This window comes from Sulfitobacter sp. M22 (genome assembly GCF_021736025.1).
Taxonomy (GTDB): Bacteria; Pseudomonadota; Alphaproteobacteria; order Rhodobacterales; family Rhodobacteraceae; genus Sulfitobacter; species Sulfitobacter litoralis.
Genome location: NZ_WMEC01000001.1, coordinates 73393 through 86607 on the forward strand (window position 1 = coordinate 73393; position 13215 = coordinate 86607).

Annotated in this window: 16 protein-coding genes; 9 read left to right on the forward strand and 7 right to left on the reverse strand. The window is 57.9% G+C overall.

All coding sequences use genetic code 11. The annotated features are described in order from the left end of the window. Positions 1-34 precede the first annotated feature (34 nt). The 6 genes from GLP52_RS00380 to GLP52_RS00405 all read left to right on the forward strand — a co-directional run bounded on the left by GLP52_RS00380 (position 35) and on the right by GLP52_RS00405 (position 5387). Entirely contained in the window at positions 35-595 is a 561-nt protein-coding gene (locus tag GLP52_RS00380) for a F0F1 ATP synthase subunit delta (RefSeq protein ID WP_237271302.1), read from the forward strand. Next, positions 596-2134, forward strand: coding sequence for a F0F1 ATP synthase subunit alpha (gene atpA, locus GLP52_RS00385; RefSeq protein ID WP_005849573.1), 1539 nt, complete (start codon positions 596-598; stop codon positions 2132-2134). A 14-nt stretch (positions 2135-2148) separates the two neighbouring features. Then, a complete protein-coding gene (locus GLP52_RS00390) occupies positions 2149-3027 on the forward strand; it encodes a F0F1 ATP synthase subunit gamma (protein WP_093731891.1) in 879 nt (292 codons plus the stop codon). Positions 3028-3046: 19 nt separating this feature from the next. Next, a complete protein-coding gene (atpD, locus tag GLP52_RS00395; protein WP_093731892.1) occupies positions 3047-4471 on the forward strand; it encodes a F0F1 ATP synthase subunit beta in 1425 nt (474 codons plus the stop codon). A 12-nt stretch (positions 4472-4483) separates the two neighbouring features. Next, a complete protein-coding gene (locus GLP52_RS00400) occupies positions 4484-4921 on the forward strand; it encodes a F0F1 ATP synthase subunit epsilon (protein ID WP_093731893.1) in 438 nt (145 codons plus the stop codon). A gap of 127 nt (positions 4922-5048) precedes the next feature. Further along, positions 5049-5387 (forward strand): H-type lectin domain-containing protein, encoded by a 339-nt coding sequence (locus tag GLP52_RS00405; RefSeq protein WP_093731894.1) that lies wholly within the window; start codon positions 5049-5051, stop codon positions 5385-5387. Positions 5388-5418: 31 nt separating this feature from the next. On the opposite strand, the gene GLP52_RS00410 is transcribed toward GLP52_RS00405, so the two are convergent. Further along, positions 5419-6438 (reverse strand): ribose-phosphate pyrophosphokinase, encoded by a 1020-nt coding sequence (locus GLP52_RS00410; RefSeq protein ID WP_237271303.1) that lies wholly within the window; start codon positions 6436-6438, stop codon positions 5419-5421. A gap of 109 nt (positions 6439-6547) precedes the next feature. Between GLP52_RS00410 and GLP52_RS00415 the strand changes: the two genes are divergently transcribed. Beyond that, positions 6548-7144, forward strand: coding sequence for a 2-hydroxychromene-2-carboxylate isomerase (locus GLP52_RS00415; RefSeq protein WP_237271304.1), 597 nt, complete (start codon positions 6548-6550; stop codon positions 7142-7144). Further along, entirely contained in the window at positions 7141-7929 is a 789-nt protein-coding gene (locus tag GLP52_RS00420; RefSeq protein WP_237271305.1) for an alpha/beta fold hydrolase, read from the forward strand. Before GLP52_RS00415 ends, GLP52_RS00420 begins: the two co-directional genes overlap by 4 nt. Positions 7930-7932: 3 nt before the next feature. On the opposite strand, the gene GLP52_RS00425 is transcribed toward GLP52_RS00420, so the two are convergent. The 6 genes from GLP52_RS00425 to GLP52_RS00450 form a co-directional block, all read right to left on the reverse strand. Continuing rightward, positions 7933-8970: a threonine aldolase family protein gene (locus GLP52_RS00425; RefSeq protein WP_237271306.1), complete on the reverse strand. Its 1038-nt coding sequence runs from the start codon at positions 8968-8970 to the stop codon at positions 7933-7935. Further along, positions 8970-9440: a YcgN family cysteine cluster protein gene (locus tag GLP52_RS00430; RefSeq protein WP_093731899.1), complete on the reverse strand. Its 471-nt coding sequence runs from the start codon at positions 9438-9440 to the stop codon at positions 8970-8972. The genes GLP52_RS00425 and GLP52_RS00430 overlap by 1 nt, the downstream gene beginning before the upstream one ends. Then, on the reverse strand, positions 9437-10369 hold the full coding sequence (locus tag GLP52_RS00435; RefSeq protein ID WP_093731900.1) for a bifunctional riboflavin kinase/FAD synthetase: 933 nt from the start codon (positions 10367-10369) through the stop codon (positions 9437-9439). The genes GLP52_RS00430 and GLP52_RS00435 overlap by 4 nt, the downstream gene beginning before the upstream one ends. Positions 10370-10474: 105 nt before the next feature. Next, on the reverse strand, positions 10475-10918 hold the full coding sequence (locus GLP52_RS00440; RefSeq protein ID WP_093731901.1) for a MaoC family dehydratase: 444 nt from the start codon (positions 10916-10918) through the stop codon (positions 10475-10477). Positions 10919-11008: 90 nt separating this feature from the next. After that, a complete protein-coding gene (locus GLP52_RS00445) occupies positions 11009-11881 on the reverse strand; it encodes a TIGR01459 family HAD-type hydrolase (protein ID WP_093731902.1) in 873 nt (290 codons plus the stop codon). A gap of 90 nt (positions 11882-11971) precedes the next feature. Beyond that, entirely contained in the window at positions 11972-12544 is a 573-nt protein-coding gene (locus tag GLP52_RS00450) for a TetR/AcrR family transcriptional regulator (RefSeq protein ID WP_093731903.1), read from the reverse strand. A gap of 99 nt (positions 12545-12643) precedes the next feature. Between GLP52_RS00450 and GLP52_RS00455 the strand changes: the two genes are divergently transcribed. Continuing rightward, entirely contained in the window at positions 12644-13210 is a 567-nt protein-coding gene (locus GLP52_RS00455) for a carboxymuconolactone decarboxylase family protein (RefSeq protein WP_009825196.1), read from the forward strand. Positions 13211-13215 lie beyond the last annotated feature (5 nt).

Below are 13215 nucleotides of genomic sequence, written 5' to 3' on the forward strand. Positions count from 1 at the left end.
CGCTTATCCGGCCCTGACGTATGAGAGGATGGACGTGTCCGAAACAGCATCAATCTTTACAGGTATCGCACAACGCTATGCGACCGCCGTGTACGAGCTGGCCCAAGAGGCCAAAGCCCTTCCCCAGATCGAGAAAGATCTTGATGCGCTGCAAGCCGCATTGGCCGAAAGCGAAGATTTCCGCGATCTGATCCATTCGCCGATCTACACGCGCGAACAGCAAGCCGCGTCGATCAGTGCCATCGCCAAAAAGATGGACCTGTCCCAAACGCTGGCAAGCACGCTGGAACTGATGGCCAACAAGCGCCGTCTGTTCGTCCTTCCGCAGCTGGTCCAGAACCTGCGCGATATCATCGCCGTCGAAAAGGGCGAAGTAACTGCTGATGTGATTTCGGCCAAGGCGCTGACCAAGGCGCAATCCGAAAAATTGTCCAAGTCGCTCGCCGCGACCACAGGCAAAAAAGTAACGTTGAATGCGACCGTTGATGACTCCCTCATTGGCGGTCTTATCGTAAAAGTGGGCTCTAAGATGATCGATACGTCGATCCGCGCAAAGCTCAATTCCCTCCAGAATGTAATGAAAGAGGTCGGATAAATGGGTATCCAAGCTGCAGAGATTTCTGCGATCCTGAAGGACCAGATCAAGAACTTTGGTCAAGAAGCAGAAGTTGCCGAAGTCGGCCGCGTTCTGTCCGTTGGTGATGGTATCGCTCGCGTGTATGGTCTGGACAACGTCCAGGCTGGCGAGATGGTCGAATTCCCCGGCGGCATCATGGGCATGGCCCTGAACCTCGAGACAGACAACGTCGGTGTTGTTATCTTCGGTTCCGACCGCGACATCAAAGAAGGCGACACCGTCAAGCGCACTAACTCCATCGTGGACGTGCCAATCGGCAACGGTCTGCTGGGTCGTGTTGTTGACGGTCTGGGTAACCCCATCGACGGCAAAGGCCCCATCGAATCCACCGAGCGTGGCCTCGCGGACGTCAAAGCCCCCGGCATTATCCCACGGAAATCGGTTCACGAACCAATGGCGACTGGCCTGAAATCCGTTGACGCGATGATCCCCGTTGGCCGTGGCCAGCGCGAATTGATCATTGGTGACCGTCAGACCGGTAAAACTGCCGTTGCTCTGGACGCGATCCTGAACCAACAGCAGATCAACGACGCCGCAGGCGACGACGAGAGCAAGAAAATGTACTGCGTGTACGTTGCGATCGGCCAAAAACGTTCGACTGTTGCCCAGCTGGTTAAAAAGCTCGAAGAAACAGGCGCGATTGACTATTCCATCGTTGTTGCCGCCACCGCGTCCGAGCCTGCGCCTATGCAGTACCTCGCACCATACTCCGCAACAGCTATGGCGGAATTCTTCCGCGACAACGGCCGTCACGCGCTGATCATCTATGATGACCTTTCCAAGCAAGCCGTGTCCTACCGCCAGATGTCCCTGCTGCTGCGTCGTCCGCCCGGGCGTGAAGCTTACCCAGGTGACGTTTTCTATCTCCACTCCCGTCTGCTCGAGCGTTCGGCGAAGCTGGGCGATGACGCAGGCAACGGCTCTTTGACAGCTCTGCCGATCATCGAAACCCAAGGTGGTGACGTTTCCGCGTTTATTCCAACCAACGTGATCTCGATCACCGATGGTCAGATCTTCTTGGAAACCGAATTGTTCTACCAAGGTATCCGTCCTGCTGTGAACACCGGTCTGTCGGTTTCGCGCGTTGGGTCCTCGGCTCAGACCAAAGCGATGTCTTCTGTTGCTGGTCCGGTTAAACTGTCCTTGGCTCAGTACCGCGAAATGGCGGCCTTTGCTCAGTTCGGTTCCGACCTTGACGCCTCCACTCAGCAGCTGCTGAACCGTGGTGCGCGCCTGACCGAGCTGATGAAGCAGCCTCAGTACTCCCCTCTGACCAACGCGGAAATCGTCTGCGTGATCTATGCGGGTACAAACGGCTACCTCGACAAGATCGACGTCAAAGAAGTCGGCCGCTTTGAAGCGGGCCTGCTGGCGCACCTGCGCAGCAAGCACGCCGACCTGATGGCTGACATCACCAACAACGACCGCAAGGTGAAGGGTGAGCTGGAAGACAAGATCAAAGCTGCCATCGATTCTTTCGCCGCTGACTTCGCTTAAGGGAGGGAGGGCAGATGCCAAACCTCAAGGACCTAAAAAACCGGATCGCGTCGGTCAAATCGACCCGCAAGATCACGAAAGCCATGCAAATGGTTGCCGCGGCGAAGCTTCGCCGCGCGCAGGACGCTGCCGAGCAGTCCCGCCCCTACACAGAGCGTTTTAACGCTGTGATGTCGCGGTTGGCTGCCTCGGTAGGTGGGTCTGACACTGCCCCCAAGCTGCTAAGCGGCACGGGGTCGGATCAGGTTCACCTGTTGGTTGTCATGACCGCTGAACGTGGCTTGTGCGGTGGCTTTAACGCCAACATCGCCAAGCTTGCCAAAGCCCATGCCCGCGGCCTGATCGCCAAGGGTAAGGAGGTCAAAATCTTGACCGTTGGTAAGAAAGGCCGCGACAGCATCCGTCGTGACTTTGCAGACCTATTGGTCGGCCACGTTGACCTCAGCGACGTCAAGCGCCTTGGCTATGCCGATGCGCAGGGGATCGCCAAGGACGTACTTGGCCGTTTTGACGCGGGTGAATATGACATCGCCACGATCTTCTATTCGAAGTTCGTGAACGTTGTCAGCCAGATCCCGACGGCACAGCAGATCATCCCGGCGACCTTCGAAGAGACCGAAGGCGCGGACGAGGCAGCAACACTGTTCGACTACGAGCCCAGCGAAGAGGCCATTCTGGCCGACCTGCTGCCGCGCGGCGTTGCAACGGCGATCTTCTCGGCTCTGCTGGAAAACGCGGCCTCTGAACAGGGTGCCCGGATGTCGGCAATGGACAACGCAACACGGAACGCCGGTGATATGATCGAAGATCTGACCATCGAGTATAACCGTTCGCGTCAGGCCGTCATCACCAACGAGCTGATCGAAATCATTTCCGGCGCGGAAGCGCTGTAGAACAAATCGGAGAAACGACATGGCAAATGCAGTCGGCAAAATCACACAAGTCATCGGCGCCGTCGTCGATGTGCAGTTCGAGGATCACCTGCCAGAGATCCTCAACGCTGTTGTAACTGAAAACCACGGCAAGAAACTGATCCTCGAAGTGGCTCAGCACCTTGGCGAAAACACCGTGCGTACCATCGCGATGGATGCGACCGAAGGTCTGGTGCGTGGCCAGCGCGTCGAAGACACAGGCGCGCCAATCTCGATCCCAGTGGGCAACGCCACATTGGGCCGCATCATGAACGTTGTTGGCGAAGCCATCGACGAAAAAGGCGAAATCGTATCGGCCGAGCGTCGCTCGATCCACGCGGATGCGCCCGAGTTCGCGGAACAGTCGACCACATCCGAAGTGCTGGAAACAGGCATCAAGGTAATCGACCTTCTGGCACCCTACGCCAAGGGTGGTAAAATTGGTCTGTTCGGTGGTGCCGGTGTTGGTAAAACCGTTCTGATCATGGAACTGATCAACAACATCGCCAAAGTGCACTCCGGTTATTCGGTTTTCGCGGGCGTTGGTGAACGTACGCGTGAAGGGAACGATCTGTACCACGAGATGATCGAATCCAATGTTATCAACCCTGATGACCTTGAGAAATCGCAGGTTGCGCTGGTGTACGGCCAGATGAACGAACCTCCCGGAGCGCGTATGCGTGTTGCTCTGACCGGTCTGACACTGGCCGAACAGTTCCGTGACCAATCCGGTACCGACGTTCTGTTCTTCGTCGACAACATCTTCCGCTTTACCCAAGCCGGTTCCGAAGTTTCGGCTCTGTTGGGTCGTATCCCTTCGGCCGTGGGCTACCAGCCAACTCTGGCGACCGACATGGGCCAGATGCAAGAACGTATTACATCGACCAAATCCGGTTCGATTACTTCGGTTCAAGCCGTTTACGTTCCTGCGGATGACCTTACCGACCCTGCGCCTGCGACATCCTTTGCGCACCTTGACGCGACGACCGTTCTGGACCGCTCGATCTCTGAAAAGGGTATCTACCCTGCTGTTGATCCGCTCGGCTCCACATCGCGTCTGATGGACCCGTCCATCGTTGGCGAAGAGCACTACAACGTGGCGCGTGACGTTCAGGGTATCCTGCAACGCTACAAGTCGCTGCAGGACATCATCGCGATCCTCGGCATGGACGAACTGTCGGAAGACGACAAACTGACCGTTGCCCGTGCGCGTAAGATAGAACGCTTCCTGAGCCAGCCTTTCGACGTTGCGAAAGTATTTACAGGTTCCGACGGTAAGCAGGTCCCACTGGAAGAGACAATCACCTCCTTTAAGGCGGTTGTAGCCGGTGAATACGATCACCTGCCCGAAGGTGCCTTCTACATGGTTGGTGGCATCGAAGAAGTGAAAGCGAAAGCTGAAAAAATGGCGGCAGACGCCGCTTAAGGAGCGCTGAAAATGGCAGACACAATGCAATTCGACCTCGTTTCGCCCGAGCGGCGGCTGGCCTCGATGCAGGTGACGGCCGTTCAGATTCCGGGTGCGGACGGGGACATGACAGCAATGCCTGATCATGCCCCCACCATCACCACGCTGCGCCCCGGTGTGCTGCGTGTTGAAGGCCCGGAAGGCACTGCTGAGTATGTGGTAACCGGCGGCTTCGCTGAAATTTCGTTTGATGGGGTGTCGGTTTTGGCCGAACGCGCCGTGCCCAAGGGTGATATGACCCAAGAGCATCTGGATGAAATGATCGCCGAAGCCAAAGCCATGTACACAACGGCAAAAGAGGGTTTCGTGAATGAACCTGGCCCCGTAGACGACGCAGCCAAGCTGCTGTCCGACATGGTTGCCATGGGGGACGAAATCGGCTTGTCGAGCAAGCAACCCAGCCTCTGACGTTTCCTTGCCCGTTTTGATGAAAAGGCCCTGCAATCGCGGGGCCTTTTCTATTTGTTGCCCTTAACATAAGGTTGTCTGATTGTTTGGGTAGGACAGGGTAGGGCAGACCATCTCGATGAAACGAATGAACGCAAGTAGTGTAGGTGTCGACAGCGGAGAGGCTGTTTTGTTTTCCGACTTTCAAGATGGGGGCGAAATGTGGACAGGGAAGGGCCAGCGCGAGCGGCGTAACTCGATCAGGTTTGCAACACCGTACCGCGATATCCCCACTGTACACACGTCCCTCGCGTTGTGGGACGTGGATAACGCGACAGTTATGCGCGCGGATCTACGGGCAGAGAATTTGACAAACGAGGGGTTTGAACTGGTGTTCCGCACCTGGGGCGATACGCGTATCGCGCGCGTCAGGGCGTCTTGGATGGCCATTGGGCCATTGTCACCGCAAGACGACTGGGAGCTCTAATACAGGCCCCCAGCCGCTGTTTCAGGGGCGCTTAGCCGGGCTTGTACATGCCGTCATAGATCGGTTCGAGTGTGTCGGCGTCGAACAGCGACGACACCGAGGTGCCGTTCCAGATATTCAAGATCGCTTGCGCAAAGATCGGTGCCGTGGGAACGATCCGGATGTTTGTGGCCTGCTTCACCGCCGGTGTGGGGGCGATGCTGTCCGTAATAACCAGCGACTTCATCACGGAATTGCTGATGCGTTCTACCGCAGGGCCGGACATCACGCCGTGGCTGATGTAGGAGTGCACTTCCTTCGCGCCATTCTCGAGCAACACTTCGGCGGCTTTGCACAAGGTACCAGCGGTGTCGCAAATATCGTCCACAATCAGGCACACCTTGTCGGTCACATCGCCGATCACGGTCATTTCAGCAATCTCGCCTGCCTTCTCGCGGCGCTTGTCCACGATAGCGAGGGGGGAGTTGATGCGTTTGGCCAGTTCACGCGCGCGGGCAACGCCGCCCACATCAGGGGAAATGACCATCAGCTCATCCATGCGGCCCTTGAATTCGTTCTGAATATCCAGCGCGAATACGGGCGACGCATAAAGGTTGTCGACGGGAATATCAAAGAAGCCCTGAATCTGTGCGGCGTGCAGATCCATCGTCAGGATGCGTTCAATGCCGCTGCCCACCATCATATTCGCGACCATCTTGGCCGTGATCGGTGTGCGCGCCTTGGTGCGGCGGTCCTGACGAGCGTAGCCGAAATAGGGTAGAACCGCTGTGACACGCGCGGCGGATGACCGGCGCAGCGCGTCGGCCATGACCAGCAGTTCCATCAGGTTGTCGTTGGCGGGGTTCGACGTTGGCTGGATGATGAACATATCCTCGCCGCGGACGTTTTCGTAAACTTCGACAAAGATTTCGCCGTCATTGAACCGTTCGACACGTGCGTCGACCAGCCCTACGTTGACCCCCCGATGCAGCGACATCCGCCGTGCGATGGCTTTGGCCAACGGCATGTTCGCGTTACCTGAGATCAGTTTGGGTTCGGTGGTTTGAGCCATGTGCAAAGGGTCCCTGGATGCAGAACATGTGACAGAATCGTGACGTTGACACCGCTTAGCATGGCCTTACGGTCTGGCAAAGCTGCACAGCCCTGATCGGAGACCCCAAATGGCCCATATCGACTATTTTTTTGCGACACTTTCACCATATGCCTATTTGGCGGGAAACCGGCTTGAGGAAATTGCCGCTAAACACGGGGCAACGATCACCTATAAACCTTTCGATTTGATTACCGCTTTTGGGCGAACCGGTGGTCAGCCGCCCAAGGACCGGCACCCGTCCCGGCAGGAATACCGCGCGATTGAACTGCCGCGTCAGGCCAAGAAGCTGGGGATGCCGTTCAACCTCAAACCCGCGCATTGGCCCACCAACGGTGCGCCTTCATCCTATGCAATCATCGCGGCACAGAACGAAGGCGGCGATGTGGGCAAGCTATGCCAGCTCTTTATGACCGCCGTTTGGGCCGAGGAACGTGATATTGCCGAAGACGAAGTCGTCCGCGATTGCCTTGAAAAGGCGGGCTTTGATCCCGCGCTGGCCGACAAAGGGCTGCTACAGGGTGCCGATACCTATGCACGCAATCTGGAGGAAGCCGTTGAAAAGGGCGTCTTTGGTGCGCCATTCTATATCCTAGATGACACACACAAGTTCTGGGGGCAGGACCGGTTGGACGACCTTGACCTTGTGATGGCGGGCAAACTGTGACTTCAGCCCTGTTTACCCGACACTTCGGACATGGCCCGCGTCAGGCGCTGGCGATCCATTGCACACTCGCCCATTCCGGTGCGTGGCGCGGGGTGGGCGAAGCGCTGGCGGACGATCTGAGGCTTTTGTGTTGCGATCTGCCCTCACATGGTAAATCGCAGGATTGGGACGGAGACGGTGATCTGCACGAACGTTCGACAGATTTGGTGCGGGATTTGCTGACCGAACCTACTGACATCATTGGTCATTCCTTCGGTGCGACGATCGGTCTGCGAATTGCGATCGAAAATCCCGAACTGGTGCGCAGCCTGACGATGATCGAACCGGTTTACTTCGCCGCAGCACTTGCCGATGATCCGGCGCGGGTGGCCGCGGGGGATCGTAACTCCGGCGGGTTCGACGCAGCGTTTGACGCGGGCGACCGGATGGAAGCGGCGCGCATCTTTAACACCGGCTGGGGTGACGGCAGCGGATGGGAAAAGACGCCCCAAAAGCTGCGTCAGTATATGGCGGACCGTATCCACTATGTGCCCGCCAGCCAGCCGTTCTTGCGTGACGACAATGCCGGACTGCTAGAACCCGGCAGGTTCGCCCGCGCCACGATGCCGGTGCTGTTGATCGACGGCGGTGCGTCGGGCGATATGGTGGACGCAATCAGCACATCCATTGCACGACGCCTGCCGAAAGTGACACGCAAGGCGATTGACGGGGCAGGGCACATGGCCCCGATCACCCACCCGCAGGCCGTCGCCGCTGAAATCCGCAGCTTTCTTGAAACGGTATAACAGTCAGAAATACGACAGGAACTGGTCGATCGCCTCTGTGCCGACCGACCAGTCACAGACCAACCGCGCAGACAAAGGCGTATCTGGATCGCCGCTGTCCAGCGGGCCGTCCATGACATAGTATTTGGCCCCCGCAGCTTGCAACTTTTGGTGGATGCGGCGAGGCCATTTGGCAAAGATCATGTTGGCGTCGGGTTCATGCAACATTGTCGCGCCCGCAGCGCGTAGTCCGTCCGCCAGATAGCGCGCATTGTCATTGGCTTGGCGGGCGGTCGCCCTCCACAGATCGTCCTGCAGATAGCCCGCCATCTGCGCTGACAGGAAACGGTGCTTGGAAAACAGATGCGCACCGCGTTTGCGCCGCAGCTCGAATTCCCACGCTTTGGCGGGGTCAAAGAAGATCACTGCCTCGACACCCATGCAGCCGTTCTTGGTGCCGCCAAAGCTGACGACATCGACGCCCGCTTTCCATGTCATCTCTGCCGGGCTGCATCCCAAGGCAACCAGCGCATTGGCAAACCGCGCCCCGTCCAGATGCACCGGCAGGTCATAGCGTTTGGCAACGGCGGTCAACGCGTTCAACTCCTCTAGCGAATGAACGGAACCGCGTTCGGTCACCTGCGTGATCGACACCGGTCCGCGCTGCGCGCCATGCACATTGCCCTCTGGGTGCTTCTCGATCGCCTTTGTCAGCGCCTCGGGGGTCATCTTATCGTCTGTTTCAACCACGGTCAGTTTTGCAGCGCCGGCATAGAATTCGGGCGCGTTACATTCGTCTTCGTGGATATGCGAGGTGACCGAGCAAAAGATCGTCTGCCACGGCTGGGTATAGCAAGCCAGCGCGAGCGCATTGGCAGCGGTGCCGGTTGCGACCAGATAGACCGCGGCCTCGGGTGCCTCGAACGTGGTGCGGATCGCGTCACGGACTTCGTCCATGATCGCATCATTGCCATAGGGCATCGCGTGGCCGCTGTTCGCCTGCGCCAGACGGTTCATGGTCTGGGGATGGACAGGGCCCGCGTTGTCAGAAGCAAAAAACATCAGGTTGGCTCCTCGATGATGTGGTCTTCCCATTCCTCGAATGGGGTGTCGAATTCCGAAACAGTCTTGTTTTGAACAGAAATACCGGCGCGATGCACACTGTCGGGATCACCGCTGATCAACGGGTGCCAATCATAAAGTGGTTTACCCTGCCACAGCAGCCGATAGGCGCAGGTCAGCGGCATCCAATAGGCGTGGGTATCAAGGTTTTCGGGCTTCAGGACGATGCAGTCGGGCACGAACTGGTGCCGGTTTTGATAGTGACTGCACCGGCAAGTCGCGTCATCTAGCAGACGGCAGGCCACACTGGTCAGGGCGACTTCTTCGGTGTCTTCGTCTTCGAGCTTGTTCAGGCAGCATTTACCGCAACCGTCACATAGCGCTTCCCATTCGTCTTGCGACATCTTGGTGAGCGGCTTCTTTTCCCAGAACCGTTTGGCAAGACCTTTGGCGGCAATCGGATCGGTCATAGCGCGGCCAGAATGCTGCGGGCCTGAGCGCTGTCCGCATCCATCTGGGTGATTAACGCCTCAAGACCGTCGAATTTTTCCTCGCCGCGCAGGTGGTCGACCAGCGCGACCGAGACATGCTTGCCGTATAGATCGCCCTTGAAGTCAAAAATGAAGGTCTCGAGGTTGGCTTTGTTCTCCCCGAACATCGGGCGCACGCCAAGACTGGCGACGCCGTGGTACCGACCGGATTGCGGCCCCTCAAGCACATCAACCAGCACAGCGTAGACACCAAAGGCTGGCGGGTGCAGCCCGTCGATCGACATATTCGCCGTTGGGTAGCCCAGTTCACGGCCGCGCTTTTCACCATGCAAGACGGGGCCTTCAACACGATGCCAATGTCCCAGCATCGCGGCGGCATCGCGGGGACGTGCCTCTGTCAGTGCGTTGCGGATCGCGGTCGAAGACACGGTATCGGGGCCCTTCGCCATCAGCGGCGCGATCGTCACGCCAAATCCCATCTCGGCACCGAAGGCCTGCAGCTGTTCAGCCGTGCCAGCGCGCGCCTTGCCAAAGCGGAAGTCAGCGCCCACGACCACATGGCGCAGGCCCAACCCGTCAACGATCACCTCCTGCGCAAAGGCGCGGGGGCTCAGGCTGGACAAAGTGGCATCGAACCCCAACTCATACAGCTTGTCGACGCCGATCTTTTGCAACTGGTGCGCGCGCGCCTCTGCACCCATCAGGCGGAAAGGGGGGGCGTCTGGGGCGAAGTATTCGCGCGGGTGCGGCTCGAATGTGACCACCCCCAAAGGTGCTTCGGGCAGGGCAGCACGGGCCATGTCGATGACCGACAGATGCCCCAGATGCACGCCGTCAAAGTTGCCAATAGCGGCAGTTGCCCCCTGATCGGAAGCCGTTACAAATTGATAGTCGCGAATGATTTCCATGCGCTAGGTGGTAGCCCCGTCTGCCCCCGCTTACAAGCAGCGGGGTGGCACAGGGTGGTGAAAAACCGCAGCGTCGTCGGTAGCGCAGGTATCACAGATGTGGGGTCAGTCGAACTTGCGCGACGGGGCCAGAACGGTTGCCTCGCCAATCAGGACCTTTTTGCCGTCAATTGCACAGTGACAATCCAGTTTTACACGGCGTTTGTCGAATTCGATATTGGTGACCTTCACCTCTGCATAGACCAGATCGCCGGGGCGCACGGGGGCCAGAAACTTGAGCGACTGTGCCATATAAACGGTACCATGCCCCGGCAGTTGCTCTCCGATTACAGCAGAAATCAGGCCGGCGGTCAGCATCCCATGGGCAATCCGCCCTTCAAAGATGGTATCCTGCGCATAGGCGTCGTCCAGGTGCACCGGATTACGGTCGGTGGACACCTGGGCGAACATCTCGATGTCTTCGTCGGTCACGACCTTGCGCAGATAGCGCGTCATGCCGATTTCGATATCTTCGATACAGATCGTTCCGCGGGGCAGATTATCCAACATGCCAGCCCTTTCAGTAATAAAGTGACGCCAGTTTCCGGTGGTGTGAAACTTAATTACTTTGCGGGCGCAGAAACGCAAGGAAAAAGTAGGTCAGCGTAGGTGCCCAATAGTGTAAGTCGGGGCCGACGTTTCCTTTTCAAGATAGCGGGTTAGCGCATCGGGATCGGGTTGGGTTTCGGTTTCCGTCTCCCGCGCGGCAAGCCCACCAGAGATGAAAAGCGAATCGATATCCTCGCCCATGGCTCCTTTGATGTCGGTATGAATGCCGTCACCGATGGCGAGGATGCCAGTGTCAGAGATGTCTTTGTCCAAGGCATAAAGCTTGCGGCGGGCCAGATCATAGATCGGTGGGTGCGGCTTGCCGAAATACAGGCTTTCACCGCCCATCTCGGTATAAAGCGCCGCCACAGCCCCCGCGCACCATTCGCGCACATCGCCACGGTCCACCACGATATCAGGGTTCGCGCAGAGCAGCTTGAGCCCCTTTTGCTTGGCATAAAGCAGTTGTGGGCGCAGCACAGAGGGGTCTTCGGATGGATCGAACGGGCCGGTGCACACGATGCCTTCGGCGTCTTCTAGGTCAACGCGATGGATGTCGGCGGGATCATCAAGCACATCACTTGGGTCAAAGAAATGTTTATCGCTGGGCGGACCAAGGTGCCAAACCTGCGTGCCCACCATGCCGCGATACATCGCCGTGCGCGCAGAGTCGCCCGAGGTGGCAATATCGTCCCACGCATCATCCGGTACGCCGAAGTGCGCGAGCTGTTTGATCACGCCGTCGCGGGGGCGGGGGGAATTCGTAACGAGCACCACCTTGCCACCACCTTTACGGTAGGCTTGCAGTGCGGTCACCGCGTCTGGCAGCGCCTTGACGCCGTCATGGACACAACCCCAGAGGTCGACAAATAACGCGTCATAGCGGTCAGAGATTTCGAAAAGGTTACTGATAATCTGGGTCATGGGCCGCTTTCCAATCTGCAAGAGGTTTGCACCGCAGAAAGCACACATCCCTCCGCGGGGCAACTGGGCAGCGTGTCGTTGGCGCAGGGGTTATAACCGCGCCAGCCCGTCCGCGATTTCGCCCGCGATGGCGGCGGCATCCACGCCCTCACGTTCCGCAGAAACGCGCAACCCCAACACGTCAGACTGATAGCGCCGCGCCAGACTGCGCGGGTTGTGACCGGCGCTGATATCGCCCGCGGCTTGGGCTTGGGCAAACAGCTCTGCGAACATCTGCTCCATCTTCAGCAAGTGGGTGTTTGCCTTTTTGGCCAGCGGGTGACGGTGGGCCTGAAGTTCCAGCAAAGTCTTCGACAACATGCAGGCCTTGGCGGGGGCGGTGTCGTTTGAAATGACCATACATGGAAATTTTTGCAGCGCGGGGAGGGGCCCTTCGGTGCGGGCAAGCGTCTTCATCCGCTCTGTCCCGTCGGCGGCGTATCTATCCAGTGCAAGCTCGAACAACGCGTCCTTAGACCCGAAGGCGGCGTAAAAACTGCCCGGCTTCATCTGCAGGCTCGCTTCCAGATGCTTAAGCGAGGTGCCAGCCCAGCCACGTTGCCAGAACAGATCGCGCGCGCGTTCGATCAGATCGTCACGGTCATAGTTCGGCTTGCGAGGCATAGGATCACCTTTTCTTGAATGATTGCTCAATTATATACTTGAGTGATCGCTCAATAAACCCTAAATGTATCTCAACGAAACATTTACAGGAGTTTTTCCATGTCCTTCCCGTCCCACGATCTTGATACCGCCCCCGAAGCCTCCAAGCCGCTGCTTGAGCAGTCGCAGAAAGCTTTTGGCCGTTTGCCCGGTCTGCACAAGGTTCTGGCTGAGAGCCCGCAGGCCTATGAAGGCTATCAGGTGCTGCACAAGCTGTTCACCGAAACCGATTTTGATGCGGAAGAGCTGACGGTTGTCTGGCAGGCGATCAACGTTGAAAACGAATGCCACTACTGTGTGCCTGCACACACCGGTATTGCCAAAATGATGAAGGTATCGGACGAAATTTCCGATGCTCTGCGCAACGAAACCGCGCTGCCCACACCCAAGCTGGAGGCACTGCGTACGTTCACCGTTCAGATGTTCCGCCAGCGTGGCAACGTCTCTGACGATCAGATGAAAGCGTTCTTTGACGCGGGCTATGGCCACCGTGCCGTGCTGGATGTGATCCTTGGTATGGCGCAGAAAACCATGTCCAACTACGTGAACCACGTCGCACAGACGCCCGTCGACGACGTGTTCAAGCCGCTGGCATGGGAACGCGGCGATACCCCTTTGAAGGTATAAGCCAC